Genomic DNA, 19,256 nt, shown 5'->3' with positions numbered 1-19,256 from the left:
TCACACCACGTCACACCGGGTCACACCGTCCGTAGGGCCGCCTCGACGGACGTCGCGCTCGCCGGGACGAGCGGGAGCCGTACGGCGGCGGTGGGAATGTGGCCCTGGGCGTGCAGGACGCCCTTCAGCACGGTGGGGTTGGGCTCGGCGAACATGGCCGCCGACATGAGCGACAGCCGGTGCCCGAGGGCGCGGGCGTGCTCGACGTCCCCGGCCCGCCACGCCTGGAAGAGCGCGGCGAACTCACCGGTGCGCAGGTGGGCGGAGGCGAGGATGCCACCGGAGGCGCCCAGGGCGAGCAGCGCGGACAGGAACGGGTCGTCCCCGGCGAGCACCGCGAAGTCCTCCGGCGGGTCGGCGAGCAGGGCGACCGTGTCGAGGTCGACGCCGCCGACGGCGTGCTTCACCCCGGCCACCATGGGCAGCTCGCCCAGCCGCCGCAGCGTGGCCGCGCCCACCGTCTGCCCGGTGCGATAGGGGATGTTGTAGACGACCAGCGGCACCGGGGTCTGCTCGGCCAGCGCGGCGAAGTGGGCGAGCACACCGGCCTCGGATGGGCGGACGAACGCGGGAACCGTCACCAGCGCCGCGTCGGCCTCCCCCTTGAGCGCGCGCAGCGCCTCGGCCGTGCTCCGCGTGTCGGCCGAGCCAGCGCCGACGGTGAGCGTGGCGCCCCGCTCACGGCAGACCCGGCCGCACAGCTCGATGACCGCGCGCCGCTCCTGCTCGGTCAGCGTGGCGACCTCCGCGGTGGTGCCGAGCGCGACGAGCCCGGACGCACCGTCGTCGAGCACGCCGCGGGCCAGGTCTTCGAGCGCGTCGAAGGCGATCTCGCCGTTCTCGGCGAACGGGGTGATCAGCGGGACATGGATGCCGGAAAGAGTCATGCCGCGATCCTTCCGGCGGCAGAGCATGTAGGTCCAGTTCGCCTTTCTGTCGAAACCGTTAAGCTGAGCCGATGCTCGACGTCCACTTCCCGCGCTGATGCTCGACGTCCGCAGGCTGCGCCTGCTCCGCGAGCTCGCCTACCGGGGCACGATCGCCGCGGTGGCCGAGGCGCTGACGTTCACTCCCTCGGCCGTCTCCCAGCAGCTCGCCGCGCTGGAGCGCGAGGCGGGGGTCGCCCTGCTGGAACGCACCGGACGCCGGGTCGCGCTCACCCCCGCCGGGGTGACACTCGTACGGCACGCGGAGGCCGTGCTCGAACGGCTGGAGCAGGCGGCGGCGGAGCTCGCCGCGGCCAAGGGGGACTTATCCGGGACCGTGCGGATCGGCGCCTTTCCCACTGCGACCCGCGCCATCCTCCCCTCGGCCCTGGCGGCGCTCGCCCGCAGCCATCCGGGCCTCGACCCGATGGTGGACGAGGTGGACCCGGCCGAGGTCGCGCCGCGCCTGCGCGCCGGCGAGCTCGACGTGGCGCTGGTCCATGAGTACGACTTCGTCCCGGCCGAGCCCGATCTCGCCCTGGACGCCGTCCCCCTTCTCGACGAACCGATGTATCTGGCCACCGTCCGCCCCGCCGGCGGGGAGGGGGACGCGGCCACGCTCCTCACCTGCCGAGACGCGCCGTGGATCGTCTCGACGCCGGGCACCCTCTGCCACACGATGACCGTGCGCGCCTGCCAGGCGGCCGGCTTCTCCCCACGCGTACGCCACCACATCGACGACTTCGCCACGGTCCTGGCGATGGTCGCCGTCGGGCAGGGCGTGGCGCTCGTGCCGGAGCTGGGCGCCGCCGACCCGCCCGACGGCGTCACGCTGACCGCGCTGTCGATGCGCCGCCGCACCCGCGTGGCCTTCCGCCGGGGCGCCGGCGGCCATCCCGCCGTCGTCGCGCTGATCGCGGCCCTGCGTTCCGCCGTCCGCTAGGACGAGTGGTTCCGAAAGGTTGGGCGCGCTTGCCGCCCGGCAGGCGACCGGGGAGCCCAGGGTCAGGTGCGGCGGGCGGCCCAGACGGTGCGCTCGGTGCGTACGGCGAGGTCGTCGTGGCGCAGGATGCTGTGCGGGCTGTCGGTGTCCAGGAGTTCGTCGAGGGCGGCGAGGTCCTCAGGGCCGAGTGCGGGCGCGGCGGCGCCGCGGAGGCGTTGCAGGCTGCGGTGGGCGTAGCGGCCGATGGCCTCGCCGCGGTCGCTCTCGATGTCGCCCTCGATGTCGCCCTCGATGTCGCCCTCGATGTCGCCCTCGATGTCGACGGTGATGGTGCGCTCGGCCTCGACGGTGAAGCCGGCGGCGGCCAGCATCGGCCCCCAGTCGGCGCCGCGATGCGGGACGTGTTCAGCGTGGAAGCCGTCGGTCGCTCTGTGGACGCGGTCCTCGAGCCCCGGCCGGCCTTCGGGGGCGTCGGCGGGCAGGAAGCGGGGGAGGCCGTCCAGCTCCACGACGGCGAACAGCCCGCCCGGCGCTAGAAGTTCGTAGACGCTCCGCAGTGCGCGGTCGGGATGGGCCATGTGATGCATGGACGCGGAGGCCCACACCAGGTCCGGTGTGCCGAGGTCGGGCCAGCGGCTGGTGTCGAGGTCGGCCTGCACGGTGCGCACCCGGTCCGAGACGCCGCGGGCGCATGCCTTCTCACGCAGGAGCCGCAGGTGACCGACGGAGGCGTCGACCGCGGTGACGTGCGCCTCTGGGAAGCCTTCGAGGAGCGCGAAGGTGCCCGCGCCGGTGCCGCAGCCCAGGTCCACGACCTGGCGCGGCTCGACCTTCAGCGGCAGCCAGGCGGTGATGGATGCGATGTGCTCGGCGAGGACCTCGGCGTCGAGGTCGAGGATCTCCGCCTGGCCGCTGTCGTCGTGCTCCTGGTGGCGGCCGTGCGAGCCGCCGTGGTGCGGGGTGTGCTCGTGCGCTGGGGTCATGACATCACCGTAAGCAGCCCATGCGCCTACGGCATGACTCCTTGCGAGAAACGCAACAAGGTGGCTCGGTGTGCTGCCCGCCGCGCAAATGTGGCGGGGCAACCCGTACTCGCGAGGGTGCTACTCGCAGGGGCCCTGCGCGCCGTCGCACTCGCCGGTCTCGCCCGCGACGCGCCGGTGGCCCCGACGAGCGTCGCGGTCGAAGATGCCCATGATCTCGCACGGGCCGCCCTCGGCTCCGATCGCGTGCGGCATCATGGTCGGGAACTCGGCGGCCTGGTTGGTCTCGATGCGGAACCGGCGGTGGCCGAGCATGAGGATCGCGGTGCCGGAAAGCACGACGAGCCATTCGCGGCCGGGGTGGGCGCGCATGCGGGCGGGATTGCCGGGCGGAGGCTCGGTCATGCGCTGACGCATGACGCTCATGCCGGGGTCGCCCTTTATGGGCCAGCGCATCAGACCGTGGGCGCCGTCGATCATCGGGCTGATGACGACGTCGTCGGCGGCGTTCTCCACGAGCTGGTCGAGTGTGGTGTCCAGGGCGCGGGCGAGGGTGACGAGCTGGTCCAGGGCGAGGCGGCGTTGTCCGTTCTCGATCCGGCTCAGCGAGGACTGGCTGAGGTTGGCGCGGGTGGCCAGTTCTTCCAGCGACCAGCCCTGTGCGACGCGCAGTGCGCGGATCCGTTTGCGTACGAGGCTGTCCAGCGCTCCGTCTTCTTGCGTCATATGCAACAGCGTATGCCCCGCCCGCAATTCGCGCTTGACGTCGAATCCAGATGGCCCAGCACGAGGCCAGGTGCGATGAAAGCGCGACATGTCCGGACAGACTTCCCGCTGCGAGAGCGACACCCTGCCCGCCCAGACGGTGGGCGATCCGCGCGTCGTCGCCGCCATCGCCTTCGTGGCCTGAGAGCCGCACCGCCGGAACGCATCCCTGCTGGACGTGCACCTCTTCCGGGAGCGCGGGCCTGGCCGGCGACTCCATCACGCTGCTCGTCGTCTCCGGCGTCCAGGCCGGACCGTCGCCGTCACGTCGCAATGGAGACGCCCTGCCGAACGAGCTCCTGGGCGCCTTCATCACCGATCGGAATCACTCGTCCAGGAGTCAGAACACCGGGATGATGTCCTCAGGGTCGATCACGTCGACGTTCACGCCGTCGATGTCGAGCTCGGGGATCGCGGGGAACTCGATCCCCCACCGCTCGACGATCGCGCGCACACGGGCCATCGCCACGCGCCAGTTGTCGGCCTGCTCGTCGTACGACAGCACGCCGAGGCCGCCCTCCCGCGCGTGGTCCATCAGCACGCGGTGGTTGTGCAGGAAGTACGGCGGGAGCTCCCAGAAGCCCTCCGGCGGCTCCCACAGGATCATCGACAGGAACACGAACCCGGCACGCAACTGACGGGTGATCAGGCCGCGTACGTCGTCGGTGAGCCCGGGCCACTCGTTCTCCAGGATCGTCATGCAGATCTGGAGGTGCCGCGACTCGTCCCGGCCGATCTTGTGGAACATCTCCGAGAACAGGGGGTGCTCGGTGCCGGAGGCCATGCCCCGGAACAGCGTCGAGGCCGCCATCTCCCCCATCATGAAGCTCGTGAACAGCACGGCGAGCGAATACTTGCCCACGGCCGTGTTGTAGCCGTTCCAGTAGCGCCCGCCGTTGTGATAAAGCCAGCCGATGTTGTTGTGCGCCGCCCGCTCCAGGTCGGTGGAGGGCTGCCAGTCGAGCGGGCCGCCGGGCCACAGCCGGGCGATGGACCGCTGGCAGCACTCCTCGTGGTTCATCTCGTCGCGCGTGATCGAGAAGAAACACTTGCGGACGGGATCCTCCTCGTGCTTCTCGAACGCCTGGATCGTGGCGCGGGCGAAGACGGCCGGGCCCGAGGCGTCGAAGTTGGCCAGCACGGAGAACCAGTACATGATCCCCAGCCGTTGCTCGGCCGTGAAGTCCCGCGGGTCGAGCGCGTCCCACGGCAGGTCGGCGGGGTTCCAGACCATACGCTTGGACTTCTCGTAGATGGCCGCGAGCTTCTCGGTCTCCACCCGCCACTCCATCGGGTAGATGTTGGGCTGCGGGATCTCGGGCGCCGGCCAGAAACCACCCTCAGGAACCACGACGTCCGACATCGCCTCACCATCCCGCGCGCGTGTGACCCGCATCACGTTGTAACACTGTCAGCCCCATCCTGCGCCGCGCCGTCACACCAATCAAGTGCCCACTCCGGGCCGCCTGCGGCCGGCCTGTGTCATGCGGCCCTCCGGCTGCCCTGCGTGACCGCCACGCAGGCGAGCACGGCCAGGGCCGCCGCGATCGTCGCGGCGCCGATCTCCTCGTGCAGCAGCAGCCACGCCCACACCAGGTTGAGCAGCGGCTGCGCGAGCTGGGTCTGCCCGGCGCGGGCGATCCCGCCCATCGCGAGCCCGGCGTACCACGGAATGAACCCGAGGAACATCGACACCAGCGCGACGTACGTGAACCCGGCCAGCGACTCGGCCGAGGGCGCCGCCGATGTGGTCAGGGCCAGCACGACCGTCGCGGGCACGGTGAGCGGGGCCGCCAGCACCAGGGCGTACGAGATGACGCGCCAGCCGGGCGTCTCCCTGGCCAGGCGGCCGCCCTCGGTGTAGCCGACGGCCGCCGACAGCAGGGCGAGCACGAGCAGCACGTCGGCCCCGGCGAGGCGGCCGGTGCCGCGGGTCAGCGTGAACACGGTGATCGACAATGCGCCCGCCGCACAGGCGGCCCAGAACAGCGGCCTCGGCCGCTCCCCCGCCCGCAGCACCGCGAACGCGGCCGTGGCGGCCGGGAGCAACCCGATGACCACGGCCGAGTGCGCCGTGCTCGCACCACCGGCCAGGGCCAGGGTGCTGAACAGCGGGAAGCCGACGACCACCCCCAGCACGATCAGCGCGTACGCCCGCAGGTGGGCGCGGGGCGGCAGGAGCGGCGCCCCGGCGGCCTTGAGGCAGACCGCCGCGGCGACCGCGGCGACGGCCGCGCGCCCGATCGCGACGAGGTACGGATCGAACCCCCGCAGCGCGAACGCGGTCGCGGGAAGCGAGCCGGAGAACGACAGCACGCCCAGGCCGGCCAGCAGGCTGCCCCGCCATGCCGAACGGTGCGGGGCTGCCGCTATCGGGAGAACTACAGTAGCGCTATTGTCAGCTTTCATGAATGACGATAGCAGTATCGCTCGGCTCGCCGCGATCCTCCGGGAGGAGACGGAAAGGGCTCGGCCGGGCGAGCGGCTGCCGTCCAGCCGGGAGATCATGCGCCGCCACGGCGTGGGCCCGGTGACGGTCTCGCGGGCGATCGCGCAGCTCGCGGCGGAGGGGAGGGTCGTCACCCGGCCCGGCGCGGGCGTGTTCGTCGCCCCGGCCCGGCGGCCGGTCGCGCGGACGCCCGACCTGTCGTGGCAGACCGTGGCCCTCGGCGACCGGGTGGTGGACGACTCGGCGACGGCGAGCCTGCTGGCCCCGCTTCCCGACGGCGTCGTGCCGCTCACCGGCGGCTACCTCAACCCCGATCTGCGCCCGGTCAAGGCGCTGGCCGCGGCGGCCGCGCGAGCCGTACGCCGGCCGGAGGCGTGGAGCATGCCCCCGCTGAACGGCCTGCCGGAGCTGCGCCGGTGGTTCGCCGCCGAGGTCGGCGGCGCGGTGACGCACAGCGACGTGCTCGTGGTGAGCGGCGGCCAGTCGGCGCTCACCCTCGCGTTCCGCGCGCTGGCGGCCCCCGGCTCGCCGATCCTCGTCGAGACCCCCACCTACCCGGGAGCGCTGGCGGCGGCGAGAGCGGCCGGGCTGCGGCCGAGCGCGGTGCCGCTCGACCGGGACGGCGTGCGGCCCGACCTGCTGGCGGAGGCGTTCGCGATGACGGGTGCGCGGGTGTTCTACTGCCAGCCGACACTGCACAACCCCACGGGCGCGACGCTGACCCGCGAGCGCAGGGAGCAGGTGCTCGCCGTGGCGCGGGCGGCGGGGGCGTTCGTGATCGAGGACGACTACGCGCGTTATCTGGCCACGGGACCCGTTCCGCCGCCCATGGTGACCATGGACACCCACGGCACGGTGGTGCACATCCTGTCGCTGAGCAAGATCACGTCACCGAGCCTGCGGGTGGCCGGCCTGACCGCGCGGGGCCCGGCCGCACACCGGCTGCGCGCCTGCCAGGTGGTGGAGTCGTTCTTCGTCGCCCGGCCCCTGCAGGAGACGGCCGCCGAGTTCGTGGGCTCCACCGCCTGGCGGCGTCACCTGGGCACGGTCCGGCAGGAGATCGGCGTACGGCAGGCCACGCTGCTGGCGGGGCTCGCCCGCCACGCGCCCGCGGCCGAGGTGCAGCTGACTCCCGCCGGCGGCCTGCACGTCTGGGTGCGGCTGCCGCCCGGCGCCGACGAGGCGGAAGTGGTCGAGGCGGCGCAGGCACAGGGCGTGGTGGTGAGCCCGGGGCGCATCTACTACCCCTCCGAGCCCCCGGGACCACGGCTGCGGCTCACCCACACGGCCGCGATCGGCCTGGCCGAGCTGGAGGAGGGAATCCGCCGCCTCGCCCCGGTCTTGTCACAGCTGTCACATCAGTCCCACCAGTGAACCTTTGCCCCGGCTGAGTCGTCTCTTCTCTGTCACCCTTCAACCCCTCACAGAGGAGACAGCGTGCGCGTCCGTTCTCTGTTGATCGCGTTATGCGCCGTGCTCGCGTCAGCCGGCCTGCTCGTCGTCCCGTCCGCCGCCGTGGCCGCCCCCGCGGGGACCTCCTCCGCGTCGGCGGGCTGCTACCGCCAGGTCGGGGACCACTGGGAGTGCGTCACGCCCGGCGCGTTCTGCCCGGCGGCGGCCCATGGCAAGAGCGGAACCTCGCAGGACGGCGACTCCTACCGGTGCGTGCAGGACGGCTCCTACTGGCGGTGGAAGCCGGCCGGCTCCTCCGGCGGCACGACGCCCAAGCCGACCGCGAAGCCCAAGCCGACCGTCAAGCCGAAGCCGGTCGCGAAGCCGTCGGGGGCGAAGTGCTCCCGTAAGTACCTGCCGCTGCCGGACCCGAAGTGCCAGCCGGGCGCGCGCAACCCCGCCGTCACGCAGAAGACGATCAAGTCGACGATCTGCGTGCCCGGTTACAGCAGGAAGGTCGCGCCTCCGGCGAGCTACCTCAACGCCCTGCGGGTCACGCAGATCGCCCAGTACGGCTACGCGGACAGGAAGCCGTCGCACTACAAGGAGGACCACCTGATCCCGCTCTCCCTGGGCGGCTCGCCCAAGAGCGCGAAGAACCTGTGGCCCCAGCCGGTCCTGGCGGGCACGGGCAAGACCCCGGCCGCCAAGGACGCGGTCGAGCTCACCCTGTGGAGGGCGGTGTGCCGCGGCAAGGTGCCACTCGCCAAGGCGCAGCAGGCCATCGCCAAGAACTGGCGGACCGCGGTGCGACGGCTCGGCCTCTAGACGGCTTCCCTACGACCCGGGCGTCATCGGCGCTCCTGCCGCCGACGCCCGTCCCGCCGGTGCTCGTCCTGCCGGTATTCGCCCGACAGGCGCTCGCGACGCTCCTTGTTCCGCAGCGCCAGATAGGCCAGGTAGCTGAAGCGCATGAGGCTCTCCTCGGAATAGTCGACACCAGTGAAACACTCGCGGTGGTGTTGTTATTTCATGACCTCCGACTGTCGTAAAGTGGTCACGAGGGGTGATCGATCATGACGGGCCCGGCGGAGCTGCTCCGCGACTTCGTGAACACCTACGACGTCGAGGGAGACGCCGATGAGCTGGCCTCGCCGGCCGAGCTGTCCGTCTGGCTGCGCGAACGGGGGCTCATCGGCGACGACGACCGCGCCGCCGACGAGGACCTCGCGATGGCGACCCAGCTGCGCGAAGGACTGCGCGCCGCGCTGCGCGGCAACCACGACGGAGGTCCGTACGAGGTTCCGGAGGGACTGGACGCGGCGCTGGCGCAGTTGCCGGTGCGCGTGACGCTCTCGGCGGGGATGCCGGCGCTCGAACCCATGGGGTCCGGAGTGGCGGGCGGGCTCGCACGGCTGGCGGCGCTGATTCCGGCCGCCCACGCCGACGGCACCTGGCCGCGGCTGAAGGTCTGCGCCGAGAGCACCTGTCAATGGGCGTTCATCGACTCGTCCAAAAACCGGTCTCGCTCCTGGTGCTCCATGCGCGTCTGCGGAAACCGCACAAAAACTCGGGCATATCGGGCACGACGCCAGGCGGAAGGTACGCCGAGGCCCTCCTGACCAGTACGGTGTTACAGGCTAAGAAAGGAGCCCGTCGAATGGGTGTTAGAGCTGCCCGCCTCGAAGACGTCGACGCGGTGACCAGCACCCAGATCCGGGCGTGGAAGGCGGTTTATCGCGACTTCCTGCCACCGATCCCGTTGGAACAGATGACGGGGCCGGCGGCGGAGAAGATGTGGCGCCGCCAGTGGGAGGAGGCGATCCTCTCGCCGCCCACGCCCCGTCACCGTCTGCTCGTCGCAGTCGAGCGGGTGGTGCCCGACACCGACGCGTTCACCGCGCTCGGTCCCGGCGGCATCCTGGCGACCGCCGCGCAGCGCGCCTCCGACCGGGTCGTGGGGCTGGCGTCGCACGGACCCGCCGAGGACCCCGATCTTCACCCGGCCACCACGGCCGAGTTGATGACGTTGCTCGTCGATCCCAACCACATCCGGCGCGGACACGCCAGCAGGCTGCTCAACGCGACCGTCGACCACCTGCGCGAGGACGGCTACAGCACCGTCGTCACCTGGGTCTTCGCCGACAACCACCCGATGATCGGATTCCTGGAGTCGGCCGGCTGGGGCGAGGACGAGGCCGAGCGCGTTCTCGACATGGGCCGCCCGATCCGGATGATCCGCCTCACCACCGACATCAGCTGACTCGCCTCCTTTCCTGCCCGTCCGTACGGCTTGCGCCCCCGGGGGCGTCGCCTCCGCCAACCCCGCTGTCACGAGAAGATGGGGGATTGGCCAAACTAGGTACGCCTTCACCGGCTACGCACAGGTAGGAAAAGGGAGTCACGTGGCCACCCCAGCTCAATGGTTAGCGGGCGCACGCCCCCGTACGCTGCCCGCCGCCGTCGTCCCGGTCGCCGTCGGCACCGGAGCCGCCATCGCGGAAGACGGCGCGATCTGGTGGCGCGCCCTGCTCGCGCTGTTCGTCGCGCTGGCGCTGCAGATCGGGGTCAACTACGCCAACGACTACAGCGACGGCATCAAGGGCACCGACAAGGACCGTGTGGGGCCCCTGCGCCTGGTCGGTTCGGGTGTCGCGGCCCCCAAGCAGGTGCTCGCCGCCGCCCTCGGCTGCTTCCTCGCCGCCGCGGTCGCCGGTCTCGTCCTCGTGGTGGTCACCCAGGCATGGTGGCTGCTGCTCGTCGGCCTCGCCTCCATCCTCGCGGCCTGGTTCTACACCGGAGGCTCCCGCCCGTACGGCTACCGCGCGCTCGGGGAGATCTCGGTCTTCGTGTTCTTCGGCATCGTGGCCGTCGCCGGGACGACGTACGTCCAGGTGGAGCGGCTGACCTGGCTCTCGCTGGCCGCCGCCGTGCCCGTGGGGCTGCTCGCCTGCGCGCTCCTCATGGTCAACAACCTGCGTGACATCGTGACCGACGGCCCCTCGGGCAAGCGCACGCTGGCCGTCGTGCTCGGCGACAGCCGTACGCGCCTGGCCTACTCGGCGACCCTGGTGCTGCCCTTCGTGTTCGCGCTCGCTCTGGTGCCCGTACGGCCCTTCGCCGCGCTGACCGTGCTGGCGCTCCCCCTCGTGGCCGCCCCGATCAAGACGGTCCGCTCCGGCGCGACCGGTCCCGCGCTCATCGCGACGCTCCAGCAGACCGGCCGCCTGCAACTCGTCTTCGGCGCCTTGTTCACCCTCGGCCTCGCCCTGTTCTGACCGGATCCCCGATGGACCGCGCGTGGACCTGGGACCGGCCCCTGCCGCTGCGGTGGCTGCTGCTCGACGAGTTCACGGACACCCCGGGTAGCGCGATGGGGGTCTGCACCGACATCAATGGGCTGTTCGCCGCGCCCGCGCAGCCTCCGGAGGCGCAGGGCTTCCTGCTCCACGGCCAGGCCGGGGACCGGGCACGTGCCGCCGCACCACCGGGGTCTTCCACGACCGGCCTTATCCGGAGGAGCGGCCGGTGACCCTCGTCGGCTGCCGCCCGGAGGAACCGCTGCTCACGCTGCTGCGGCGGCGGTCCGCCAGGAAGCGGCACCTCGCGGCGACCGTCTGCGCCGTCGACGTCACCGGCCGCGCCGTCCCGACGCACAGAGCGGTGTCCTCCGTCGTCATCGAGGCGAACCCCTCCCGGCTGGACCCCGGGCTCCTCGACATCACCCTCGACGGCGGTTTCGACGAGCCGTTCCCCGACGGCGCCCGCGCGATCTGGGACCTCTGGCATGCGGGACGGCCCTCCCGGCGCAACCTCTGGGCCGGGTACGACCGCCGCCTGCGGCACGAGTGGGTCGGCGCGGCGCTGTGCCACCATACTCATGATCAACCGGACCGGCCGCCGGGCAGGACCTGTCACCTCGACGGGCGGTTCGTCACCGACATCGAGGGCTTCTACTGCGCCGTCGGTGAGGCCGTCAACGGCCCCGGCGGCTACTTCGGATGGAACCTCGACGCGTTGGTGGACTGTCTCCGAGGCGGATGGGGCGCCAGTCGCCCCTTCCGGCTCGTCTGGCATCACGCGGAGGTGGCCCGCCGCCATCTCGTTCCCGGCTACGACCGGCCCGCGTACGCCCTGCGCTCCTGGGGCCCGCCCGTCACCCTGGACGAGCTGCTCGGCATGTTCGCCGAGGTGGACGTCACCGTCGAGTTGCGCTGACACCGCCGCTCCGGCCGGGCTGGAGGACCTCCGGACGCGGAACGCCGTCACCGGCAGCCGGGCCGCATCCGGAGGATCCCATGGAGGAGCGCGTCGCCCTTGAGGCGGTCAGCCCTGGGGCACGAGCCGGTCCTTGATGAGCGCGATCACCTCGTCGAACCGCGCGTCCACCTTGTCGAACCGGGCGTCTATGCCGTCCAGCCGCTGATCGATGCCGTCAAGGCGGGTCTCCACGCGTTCGATCCGCGCATCCATCTTGTCGAGCCGGGTCTCCACGTGCTCAAGCCGCTCGTCCATCTGGTCGAGGCGGATCTCCACGCGATCGATTCGCGCGTCCATCTTGTCAAGCCGCTCGTCCACGGCGTCGAAGCGGACGTCCATGCCGTCCAGCCGCTGATCGATGCCGTCAAGGCGAGTCTCGACACGCTCGATTCGCGCGTCCATGCCGTCCAGCCGCTGATCGATGCCGCCGAGACGGGTCTCGACGTGATCCATCCGCGCGTCCAGGCCGTCGAGACGGCGGTTGACGAATTTAAGCTCGGCCTGGATACCGAGAGAGCGGTCCTCCATCGCCGTGAAGCGCTCGTCGGCGAGGTCGAACCTCGCCCTCATCTCGGCGAAGCGCGAGTCCATGCGCGAGCGGAACTCCATCACGTCGTCGCGCGTCGCCTGGAACAGGCGGATGTTCGCGCCCTGTGCCTGCTGAATGTCCAGGCGCGCACGCTCGACCTTGTTGTCGACGGCGTTGATGAGGATCTTGAAGGACTGCACGTCCGTCTCGAGTGCCGTGACGCGCTCTTCGAGCTCCATGCCGGCCATGGTAGTCATGCCTTTCTCCGGGGGGTCGTCGTTTGGAACGGTCCGCCGAGCGGCGGTCCGGGGGACAACCATGCCCTAGGACGGGAGCGGTTTCGAACCGCTTCGGACCACCGAAAACCGTTCTGGAGAAGGACCTGAACCGCGTGGATGACCTTTGCCGCCCCGGGTAGACGAGTCGCACTCCCTGAGCGGCCTCCTGCCGCGCGAACTGGGAAGATGGCGGCGAAACGCCGAAGGCGCCCGCTCATGCCCGCGATGCGGGAATTGCTTGCCCCGGAACGCGGGGCTGTCGCTCGTATGTGTCCATGCCGACCCTGCGGATGGCGTCTCAACCGGGATGGACCACTCCCGGCCGCCCGGCCTGTCCCCGACGAGGACAGGCCGGGCGGCCGCGGAGACTACTGCAGGTCGAGGAGGCGCTCCAGGCCGACGGTGAGGCCGTCGAGCCCCTGCACACGGCGGACGCCCAGCAGGACGCCCGGCGTGAACGACGCCCGGTTCATCGTGTCGTGCCGGATCGTGAGGGTCTCCCCCTCGCCGCCCAGGATGACCTCCTGGTGGGCGATCAGCCCGGCGAGCCGTACGGCGTGCACATGGACGCCGTCCACATCCGCGCCCCTGGCGCCGTCGAGCGCGGTGGTGGTCGCGTCGGGAGAGAGACCGAGCCCCGCCTCGCGCCGCGCCTGCGCCACCAGCTCCGCCGTACGGCGGGCGGTGCCGGAGGGGGCGTCGGCCTTGTTCGGATGGTGCAGCTCGACGATCTCGACCGACTCGAAGTACCTGGCCGCCTGCGCGGCGAAGTGCATCATCAGCACGGCCGCGATGCCGAAGTTGGGGGCGATGAGCGCGTTCGTGCCGGGGTTGGCGGCCAGCCACCCCCGCACGGTCTCCAGCCGCTCCGCGTCGAAACCGGTCGTGCCCACGACCGTGTGGATGCCGTGGGAGATGCACCACTTCAGGTTGTCCATGACGACGTCGGGGTGGGTGAAGTCCACCACCACCTCGGCGCCGGTCAGCGCGTCGAGCGGATCGTCCTTGTCGACCTCCGCCACGAGTTCCAGGTCATCGGCCGCCGCGACGGCCTTGCACACTTCCACACCCACGCGCCCGCGGGCGCCGAGAACACCGACCTTAATCACGCGCCCAAGGCTATACGTGACGGCGGCGGGCGAGGCGGCGAGGAGCGGGCCGACGCGCCCGAGCCCACGACGGCGAGAAGCACCGCCCCCGGCGCGAGCCGTAACAGACCGGCGCGCCCGAGCCCACGACGGCGAGAAGCACCGCCCCCGGGCGCGAGCCGTAACGGGCGGACGCATGGCCGGGGCGGCGGCAGGCGAGCGGGCCGCACGTCCCAGAAAACGCAAGAGGCCGCGTCGGCGCGGAAGGGCGTCGGCGCGGCCTCAGCGGCACGATCAGGCGATGGCGGAGCCGAAGTCCTTGTCGGAGTAGGGCCCGATCACCGCGAGGGTCAGCGGCCGGTTGAGGACGTCCTCGGCGACCGCGGCGATCTCCTCGGGGGTGACCGCCTCGATCCGCCCGAGCACCTCGTCGACCGTCATGAGCCGCTCGTACACGAGCTCGCTCTTGCCGATCCTGGACATGCGCGAGCCGGTGTCCTCAAGGCCGAGCACGAGCCCGCCGCGCATCTGGCCCTTGCCGCGGGCGATCTCCTCGGGGGTGATCCCCTCGGCCACGACCCTGGCCACCTCGTCGCGGCAGATCTTCAGCACGTCGTCCACCTTCGAGGGCAGACAGCCCACGTAGATGCCGAACTGGCCGGTGTCGGCGTACTGCGAGGTGTAGCTGTAGGCGCTGTAGGCCAGGCCGCGCTTCTCCCGGATCTCCTGGAACAGGCGCGACGACATGCCGCCGCCGAGCGCCGCGTTCAGGACGCCGAGCGCGAAGCGCCGGTCGTCGTTGCGGTGGAACGCGGTCATACCGAGGACCAGGTTGGCCTGCTCGGTCGGCCGGTCGACCACCCGGACGCCGGTCCTGACGTCCACGCCGGGGCCGCCGATGCGCGGCGGCGCGGGCTCGGCGGAGCCGCCCAGCGCGCCCGCCCGCTCGTACGCCGCCGCGACCAGCGCGACCACCCGCTCGTGGTCCACGTTGCCCGCCACCGACACGACCGTGCGGGGCGGGACGTAGAACCGCTGGTAGTACTCGCGGATGCGGTCACGGGTGAGCGCGTTGATCGACTCCTCGTTGCCGAGGATCGGGCGGCCGATCGGCGTGTCGCCGTACAGCTCGGCGGAGAACTGCTCGTGCACCACGTCGGAGGGATCGTCGTCGTGCATGGCGATCTCCTCCAGGATCACGCCGCGCTCCGACTCCACGTCCTCCTCGGTGATCAGCGAGGAGGTCACCACGTCGGCGAGCACGTCGATCGCCAGCGGCAGGTCCTCGTCGAGCACCCGGGCGTAGTAGCAGGTGTACTCCTTGGCGGTGAACGCGTTGATCTCACCGCCGATGCCCTCGATGGACGCCGAGATCTCCATGGCGTCGCGCGTGGGCGTGCCCTTGAAGAGCAGGTGCTCCAGGAAGTGGGTGGCTCCCATGTGCTCGGGGGCCTCGTCGCGTGAACCGATGCCCACCCACAGGCCGACCGCCACGCTGCGCACGGTCGGCATCGTCTCGGTCACGACCCGAAGGCCGCCGGGGAGGACGGTGCGGCGGATGACCCCCGCGCCGTCCTTGCCCGGAAACAGTGTCTCGGTCGTCACGAGTTGCGCTCGTCCCGGCCGCCACGAGTACGGCTGCGGCTGCGGCGCGGAGTCCGCGGCTGCTCCTCCTCCGCCGGCGCGGCGCCGGCCTCGGCCTGAGCGGGCGCGGCCTCGCCGTTGTCGGCACCGGCGGCCTTCTCGGCGGCCTCCTTCTCGACCACCTCGACCGGGACCAGCGAGAGCTTGCCGCGCGAGTCGATCTCGGCGATCTCCACCTGGATCTTCTCGCCGACGTTCATGACGTCCTCGACGTTCTCGATCCGGCGTCCGCCGTGCAGCTTGCGGATCTGCGAGACGTGCAGCAGACCGTCCTTGCCCGGCAGCAGCGAGACGAACGCGCCGAAGGCGGCGATCTTGACGACCGTGCCCAGGTAACGCTCGCCGACCTCCGGCATGTGCGGGTTCGCGATGCCGTTGATCAGCGTACGGGCCGCCTCGGCGGACGGGCCGTCGGTGGCGCCGATGTAGATCGTGCCGTCGTCCTCGATGGTGATCTCGGCGCCCGTGTCGTCCTGGATCTGGTTGATCATCTTGCCCTTGGGGCCGATGACCTCGCCGATCTTGTCGACCGGCACCTTGATCGTGATGATGCGCGGCGCGGTCGGGTTCATCTCCGCCGGGGAGTCGATGGCCTCCTGCATCACGTCGAGGATCGCCAGGCGGGCGCCCCTCGCCTGCTTCAGCGCGGCGGCGAGCACGTGGGCCGGAATGCCGTCCAGCTTGGTGTCGAGCTGGAGCGCGGTGATCAGATCCTTGGTGCCGGCGACCTTGAAGTCCATGTCGCCCATGGCGTCCTCGGCGCCGAGGATGTCGGTCAGCGTGACGTAGGTGTCACCCTCGCCGATGAGGCCCATCGCGATGCCGGCGACCATCTCCTTGAGCGGCACGCCCGCGTCGAGCAGGGCCATCGTGGAGGCGCAGACCGACCCCATCGAGGTCGAGCCGTTCGACCCGATGGCCTCCGACACCTGCCGGATGGCGTACGGGAACTCCTCGCGCGACGGCAGCACGGGGATCAGCGCCCGCTCGGCCAGCGCGCCGTGGCCGATCTCGCGGCGCTTCGGCGAGCCGACGCGGCCCGTCTCACCCGTGGAGTACGGCGGGAAGTTGTAGTTGTGCATGTAGCGCTTGGTCCGCTCGGGATTGAGCGTGTCGATCATCTGCTCCATGCGCAGCATGTTGAGCGTGGTGACGCCGAGGATCTGCGTCTCGCCCCGCTCGAACAGGGCCGAGCCGTGCACCCGCGGCACCACGTGGACCTCGGCGTTGAGCTGCCGGATGTCCTTCGGGCCGCGGCCGTCGATGCGGACGCCCTCGTTGATGACGCGCTCGCGCATCAGCTTCTTGGTGAGCGACCGGAACGCGGCGCCGATCTCCTTCTCGCGGCCCTCGAAGTCGGGCAGCAGCTTCTCGGCCGCGAGCATCTTGACGCGCTCGATCTCCAGCTCGCGCTCCTGCTTGCCCGCGATCGTCAGCGCCGCGGCGAGCTCGCTCTTGACGGCGGCGGTCACGGCCTCCAGGGCGTCGTCCTGGTAGTCGAGGAAGATCGGATACTCGGCGGTCGGCTTGGCGGCGACCTCGGCCAGCTTCGACTGGGCCTCGCAGAGCACCTTGATGAACGGCTTGGCGGCCTCCAGGCCCTGGGCCACGGCCTCCTCGGTCGGGGCGACCGCGCCCTCGGCGACCAGCTTGAGCGTGTCGCGGGTCGACTCGGCCTCGACCATCATGATCGCGACGTCGCCGTCGGCCAGGACGCGCCCGGCGACGACCATGTCGAACGTGGCGCGCTCGAGCTCGGTGTGGGTCGGGAACGCCACCCACTGGCCGTCGATCAGCGCGACGCGCACGCCGCCGATCGGGCCGGAGAACGGCAGCCCGGCGAGCTGCGTGGACATGCTCGCGGCGTTGATCGCGATCACGTCGTACAGGTGCTCGGGGTGCAGGGCCATGACCGTCGCGACGATCTGGATCTCGTTGCGCAGGCCCTTGACGAACGACGGGCGCAGCGGCCGGTCGATCAAACGGCAGGTCAGGATCGCGTCCTCGGACGGCCTGCCCTCACGGCGGAAGAACGAGCCGGGAATGCGGCCGGCCGCGTACATCCGCTCCTCGACGTCCACCGTCAGCGGGAAGAAGTCCAGGCTCTCCTTGGGATGCTTGGACGCGGTGGTCGCGGACAGGATCATCGTCTCGTCGTCCAGGTACGCGACGGCGCTACCCGCCGCCTGCCGGGCCAGCCGCCCGGTCTCGAACCTGATCGTGCGCGTGCCGAAGGGACCGTTGTCGATAACGGCCTCTGTGCTGTGGACACCCTCCACGGGGGACCTCCTCTTCGGGTCGGTCTCCCCGCGTCCTCTTTTTCGCCGGGCTCCCCGTTCAGGTGCAGTGCCGGTCTTCGATCGAAGCGCCCGGTCCGTCCGCGCGGCTGTCGCCGCGCCGACCGGGGGCCACTACCGAGGACCGGCCCTCTCACGCCGCGGGATCGCGCTGCGGCTTGCTTGCGGACGCGGGGCACTGTGTCTCGGCTATTCAGTTGTCTCGGCTATGGAGTTGTCGTGCTCAGCCATTGTGGCTGGTTATGGAAAAGGAGCGGCGAAGAATCGCCGCTCCTTCCTCACCTTATCGGCGAAGGCCCAGCCGCTCAATGAGCGAGCGGTAGCGGGTGATGTCCTTGGCCTGCAGGTACTTCAGCAGCCGGCGCCGGCGGCCCACCAGCAGGAGCAGACCACGGCGGCTGTGGTGGTCGTGCTTGTGGGTCTTGAGGTGCTCCGTGAGGTCGCTGATCCGCTTGCTCAGAAGCGCGATCTGGACCTCCGGCGACCCGGTGTCACCCTCGCTGGTGCCGTACTCGCTGATGATGGACTTGGTGGTAGCGGCGTCAAGCGACACTGCTTCTCCATTCTGGTGAAATGGCACGCGCAACGGTTCCCATCCCGCGAACGACCGTGCGTGCCTACAGTCGCCGTGACAGGACAGCCGGGTGGCTTACACCACCTGAGCATGGCTGACATACAACCTTACCAGCCCGTAGGACACGCCGCGTCACGCCTGCCCTTCAGGACGTGAACGCCCGCGCCCTGGCTACGTCGTCGTGCATCTGCTCGATCAGCGCCTCGATCGAGTCGAAGCGGAGCGTGTCGCGCAGCCGGGCGCCGAAGTCCACGGCCACATGCGCGCCGTACAGGTCCAGGTCGTCGCGGTCCAGCGCGTACGCCTCGACCGTGCGCTCCACCCCGTCGAACGTGGGGTTGGTCCCGATCGAGATCGCGGCAGGCCAGCGCTCCCCCTCGTACGGCGAGGGGCTCTGGGTGCACTGCAGCCACCCCGCGTAGACGCCCTCGGCGGGGATGGCCGTGTTGGGCGGCGACTCGACGTTCGCGGTGGGGAAGCCGAGCGCCCGGCCCCGCTGGTGGCCGCGGACCACCACGCCCTCCACCCGGTGGGGACGGCCCAGCAGGGCGGCCGCGCCCTCGACGTCACCCTCGGCCAGCCGCTCCCGGATCACCGTGGAGGAGATGGCGTCGCCGTCGCTGACCAGGGGCACGCCCTCGGCCGTGAAGTCGTACTTCTCGCCCAGCGTCCGCAGGGTCTCCAGGTCGCCCGACGCCTTGTGGCCGAAGCGGAAGTTCTCCCCCACCACGACCCCGGCGGCGTGCAGCCGGTCGACCAGGGCCGTCTGGACGAACTCGTCCGGCGACATCCGGGAGAACTCCAGCGTGAACGGCAGCACGCACACGGCGTCGACGCCCAGCGCGTGGAGCAGCTCGACCCTGCGCTCGGTGGTGGTGAGCCGCGGCGGGTGGCTGCCGGGACGCACCACCTCGTCGGGGTGCGGGTCGAAGGTGATCGCCACGGCGGGCAGCCCCAGCTCGCGGGCCATCTCGACCGCTCGGGCCACCATCCGCTGGTGACCGAGATGCACGCCGTCGAACACGCCGATCGTGACGACGGACCTGCCCCAGTCCTGCGGGACCTCGTCCAGCCCGTGCCAGCTCTGCACCTCGACCTCGCTTCTGTGTCCGATTGCCGTGCCGTCGG

General features: G+C 71.1%; 20 protein-coding genes. 8 read left to right on the top strand and 12 right to left on the bottom strand.

All coding sequences use genetic code 11. The features are described from left to right. Positions 1 to 20 precede the first annotated feature (20 nt). Complete coding sequence (locus OHB01_RS21355; protein ID WP_328853880.1) at positions 21 to 887, bottom strand: 4-hydroxy-tetrahydrodipicolinate synthase; 867 nt, start codon at positions 885 to 887, stop codon at positions 21 to 23. A gap of 97 nt (positions 888 to 984) precedes the next feature. On the opposite strand from OHB01_RS21355, the gene OHB01_RS21350 reads away from it, so the two are divergent. Continuing rightward, the gene (locus tag OHB01_RS21350) at positions 985 to 1,869 is read left to right on the top strand and encodes a LysR family transcriptional regulator (protein WP_147943398.1); all 885 of its coding nucleotides are present in this window, start codon (positions 985 to 987) and stop codon (positions 1,867 to 1,869) included. Between the two features lie 62 nt (positions 1,870 to 1,931). On the opposite strand, the gene OHB01_RS21345 is transcribed toward OHB01_RS21350, so the two are convergent. The 4 genes from OHB01_RS21345 to OHB01_RS21330 all read right to left on the bottom strand — a co-directional run bounded on the left by OHB01_RS21345 (position 1,932) and on the right by OHB01_RS21330 (position 6,026). Further along, positions 1,932 to 2,852, bottom strand: a complete 921-nt coding sequence (locus tag OHB01_RS21345; RefSeq protein ID WP_328853879.1) for a class I SAM-dependent methyltransferase — start codon at positions 2,850 to 2,852, stop codon at positions 1,932 to 1,934. Positions 2,853 to 2,972: 120 nt separating this feature from the next. Beyond that, positions 2,973 to 3,578: an XRE family transcriptional regulator gene (locus tag OHB01_RS21340; RefSeq protein WP_168066251.1), complete on the bottom strand. Its 606-nt coding sequence runs from the start codon at positions 3,576 to 3,578 to the stop codon at positions 2,973 to 2,975. Between the two features lie 379 nt (positions 3,579 to 3,957). Continuing rightward, entirely contained in the window at positions 3,958 to 4,980 is a 1,023-nt protein-coding gene (locus OHB01_RS21335; protein ID WP_142649916.1) for a hypothetical protein, read from the bottom strand. A gap of 119 nt (positions 4,981 to 5,099) precedes the next feature. Further along, the gene (locus OHB01_RS21330) at positions 5,100 to 6,026 is read right to left on the bottom strand and encodes a DMT family transporter (RefSeq protein ID WP_142649917.1); all 927 of its coding nucleotides are present in this window, start codon (positions 6,024 to 6,026) and stop codon (positions 5,100 to 5,102) included. Between OHB01_RS21330 and OHB01_RS21325 the strand changes: the two genes are divergently transcribed. Next, on the top strand, positions 6,025 to 7,440 hold the full coding sequence (locus tag OHB01_RS21325) for a PLP-dependent aminotransferase family protein (RefSeq protein ID WP_142649918.1): 1,416 nt from the start codon (positions 6,025 to 6,027) through the stop codon (positions 7,438 to 7,440). The two genes, OHB01_RS21330 and OHB01_RS21325, sit on opposite strands and share 2 nt — an antisense overlap. Positions 7,441 to 7,503: 63 nt before the next feature. Beyond that, complete coding sequence (locus OHB01_RS21320) at positions 7,504 to 8,286, top strand: hypothetical protein (protein ID WP_328709493.1); 783 nt, start codon at positions 7,504 to 7,506, stop codon at positions 8,284 to 8,286. A 23-nt stretch (positions 8,287 to 8,309) separates the two neighbouring features. Here OHB01_RS21320 and OHB01_RS21315 read toward each other — a convergent pair whose 3' ends face one another. Then, positions 8,310 to 8,432 carry a hypothetical protein gene (locus OHB01_RS21315; RefSeq protein ID WP_260617400.1) on the bottom strand — a complete coding sequence of 41 codons (123 nt, stop codon included), beginning with the start codon at positions 8,430 to 8,432 and terminating at the stop codon, positions 8,310 to 8,312. Between the two features lie 102 nt (positions 8,433 to 8,534). On the opposite strand from OHB01_RS21315, the gene OHB01_RS21310 reads away from it, so the two are divergent. From OHB01_RS21310 to OHB01_RS21290, 5 genes are all read left to right on the top strand, one after another. Then, positions 8,535 to 9,080 (top strand): CGNR zinc finger domain-containing protein, encoded by a 546-nt coding sequence (locus tag OHB01_RS21310; RefSeq protein ID WP_142649920.1) that lies wholly within the window; start codon positions 8,535 to 8,537, stop codon positions 9,078 to 9,080. A 38-nt stretch (positions 9,081 to 9,118) separates the two neighbouring features. Continuing rightward, positions 9,119 to 9,721, top strand: coding sequence for a GNAT family N-acetyltransferase (locus OHB01_RS21305; RefSeq protein ID WP_142649921.1), 603 nt, complete (start codon positions 9,119 to 9,121; stop codon positions 9,719 to 9,721). A 142-nt stretch (positions 9,722 to 9,863) separates the two neighbouring features. After that, the gene (locus OHB01_RS21300) at positions 9,864 to 10,736 is read left to right on the top strand and encodes a 1,4-dihydroxy-2-naphthoate polyprenyltransferase (protein WP_142649922.1); all 873 of its coding nucleotides are present in this window, start codon (positions 9,864 to 9,866) and stop codon (positions 10,734 to 10,736) included. A gap of 11 nt (positions 10,737 to 10,747) precedes the next feature. Then, complete coding sequence (locus OHB01_RS21295; protein ID WP_222709519.1) at positions 10,748 to 10,990, top strand: hypothetical protein; 243 nt, start codon at positions 10,748 to 10,750, stop codon at positions 10,988 to 10,990. Continuing rightward, entirely contained in the window at positions 10,987 to 11,676 is a 690-nt protein-coding gene (locus OHB01_RS21290; RefSeq protein ID WP_261985783.1) for a barstar family protein, read from the top strand. Before OHB01_RS21295 ends, OHB01_RS21290 begins: the two co-directional genes overlap by 4 nt. Positions 11,677 to 11,784: 108 nt before the next feature. Here OHB01_RS21290 and OHB01_RS21285 read toward each other — a convergent pair whose 3' ends face one another. The 6 genes from OHB01_RS21285 to OHB01_RS21260 form a co-directional block, all read right to left on the bottom strand. Continuing rightward, positions 11,785 to 12,486, bottom strand: coding sequence for a tropomyosin (locus OHB01_RS21285; RefSeq protein ID WP_328709490.1), 702 nt, complete (start codon positions 12,484 to 12,486; stop codon positions 11,785 to 11,787). A gap of 407 nt (positions 12,487 to 12,893) precedes the next feature. After that, the gene (dapB, locus tag OHB01_RS21280; protein ID WP_142649926.1) at positions 12,894 to 13,634 is read right to left on the bottom strand and encodes a 4-hydroxy-tetrahydrodipicolinate reductase; all 741 of its coding nucleotides are present in this window, start codon (positions 13,632 to 13,634) and stop codon (positions 12,894 to 12,896) included. Positions 13,635 to 13,907: 273 nt separating this feature from the next. Next, on the bottom strand, positions 13,908 to 15,218 hold the full coding sequence (locus OHB01_RS21275) for a M16 family metallopeptidase (protein ID WP_142649927.1): 1,311 nt from the start codon (positions 15,216 to 15,218) through the stop codon (positions 13,908 to 13,910). Continuing rightward, the gene (locus OHB01_RS21270) at positions 15,215 to 17,536 is read right to left on the bottom strand and encodes a polyribonucleotide nucleotidyltransferase (protein ID WP_142649928.1); all 2,322 of its coding nucleotides are present in this window, start codon (positions 17,534 to 17,536) and stop codon (positions 15,215 to 15,217) included. The genes OHB01_RS21275 and OHB01_RS21270 overlap by 4 nt, the downstream gene beginning before the upstream one ends. 301 nt (positions 17,537 to 17,837) lie before the next feature. Beyond that, positions 17,838 to 18,107, bottom strand: coding sequence for a 30S ribosomal protein S15 (gene rpsO / locus OHB01_RS21265; protein WP_142649929.1), 270 nt, complete (start codon positions 18,105 to 18,107; stop codon positions 17,838 to 17,840). 166 nt (positions 18,108 to 18,273) lie between these two features. Then, positions 18,274 to 19,218 carry a bifunctional riboflavin kinase/FAD synthetase gene (locus OHB01_RS21260; RefSeq protein ID WP_142649930.1) on the bottom strand — a complete coding sequence of 315 codons (945 nt, stop codon included), beginning with the start codon at positions 19,216 to 19,218 and terminating at the stop codon, positions 18,274 to 18,276. Positions 19,219 to 19,256 lie beyond the last annotated feature (38 nt).

The sequence above is a fragment of the Microbispora hainanensis genome (assembly GCF_036186745.1).
Lineage (GTDB): Bacteria > Actinomycetota > Actinomycetes > Streptosporangiales > Streptosporangiaceae > Microbispora.
The sequence above is the reverse complement of the archived record's forward strand: the minus strand, read 5'-3'. Positions and strand labels throughout refer to the sequence as shown.